Source organism: Pauljensenia sp. 20925_1_27 (assembly GCF_041432835.1).
Lineage (GTDB): Bacteria > Actinomycetota > Actinomycetes > Actinomycetales > Actinomycetaceae > Pauljensenia.
In genome coordinates this window covers 1-1,425 of record NZ_JAPWAH010000040.1, presented here as the reverse complement: position 1 = coordinate 1,425, position 1,425 = coordinate 1, and the positions used below count along the sequence as shown (strand labels likewise).

Genomic DNA, 1,425 nt, shown 5'->3' with positions numbered 1-1,425 from the left:
ACACCCACACCCCGCGGATCACCAGAACCCGACCCACCAGGGACACCCACACCCCGCGGATCACCAGAACCCGACCCACCAGGGACACCCACACCCCGCGGATCACCAGAACCCGACCCACCAGGACGACCATACGGATAACTCACCACAACTCCTAATATCCAATACAAATAATTGACTGAAACCAATCAGGACGGCTGCACAACAATTTTTGGAAAGTCGTAGATATTGTCGCTCACAGGGACGTCGGTTTGAAACACGACTGGCTCGCCCACGTAGATGTATTTAAACCCTACAACGAGTGTTTTCGTGTCGCCCGGCTCGATCAAATCGTCGCTCATTTCTACGACCACATCTGGGTATTGATCGGGATCGAGCTTAGCAAAGTCAAGATCGACGCCATTTTGTTCCAGAAAGGGAACATGATTCATGATGTACTCGGATTCATTGGTGTTGTTTGTCATGGTGAGGGTCACCAGGAGGGTCGCTGCCCCATCCTGATCAGTTGGCCCCTGCACGACCGACGTACTCTCAATATGAAACTCACCGCCCAACACATCAGCCCAATAGTGATCACTGGCAATCGTCTGCTGTTCAGTCGGCCTGGCCGTCGCCGTCGGACTCGCCGTCGGATTCGATCCGGGCTCAGAACCACCCGAACGCAGCGCAACAAAAGCCACGCCAACAACCAACGCAGCAACAACCAACCCCACCAAACAACCAACAATCACACCAGCAGAGGACCCACGCCCACCAGAACCCGACCCACCAGAACCAGCAACCGGAACCCACTGACCACCAGGAACACCCACACCCCGCTGACCACCAGGAACACCCACACCCCGCGGATCACCAGAACCCGACCCACCAGGACGACCATACGGATAACTCACCACAACTCCTAATATCTAGTATGAATAATTGACTGACACCAATCAGGACGGCTGCCACACCCAGAGGGTATCGTTCTCTGGACCGTCTTCTTTACCCACACCCCATGGGTCGTTGGTCGTATCCTCCTCGGTAATGTGTGCCCATGTGCGGAAGGTAACGGGCTCACCGACATAGAGGTACTTGTAGGCTCCCATGACGGTCAGTGTCTCACCAGGTTTGATCTCGTCCGGTCCGTTGTAGTCGTATCCTTCGGGTTCCTCGCCTTTTTTAAACATAGCCTTGGGAAACTTCGATCCCTTTTGCTCAAGACGAGGGACGCACATGCCAATAACTTGCGTCTTCGATGTGTTGTTAACGATCCTGTAGGTGACGAGGATAGTGTCCGCACCGTCCTTATCTTTGGGGCCCTGCACGATCGACGTGCTCTCGATGTGGAACTTGCCGCCAAGAAAATCAGCGGAATACTGCTCGCCATTGCCTGTTGCCCGGGGTGTCGGCGCTCCCGTCGTCGCGGGATTAGACGCAGTCGGA

The 1,425-nt window shown here is 55.0% G+C and carries 2 protein-coding genes; both read right to left on the bottom strand.

Annotated elements, in window-relative coordinates; all coding sequences use genetic code 11:
* Positions 1-188 precede the first annotated feature (188 nt).
* On the bottom strand, positions 189-893 hold the full coding sequence (locus tag O3684_RS10175; RefSeq protein WP_500066821.1) for a DUF5067 domain-containing protein: 705 nt from the start codon (positions 891-893) through the stop codon (positions 189-191).
* Positions 894-935: 42 nt separating this feature from the next.
* Positions 936-1,425 (bottom strand): DUF5067 domain-containing protein (locus tag O3684_RS10170; RefSeq protein ID WP_500066819.1); only part of this gene is annotated, 490 nt, incomplete at its 5' end.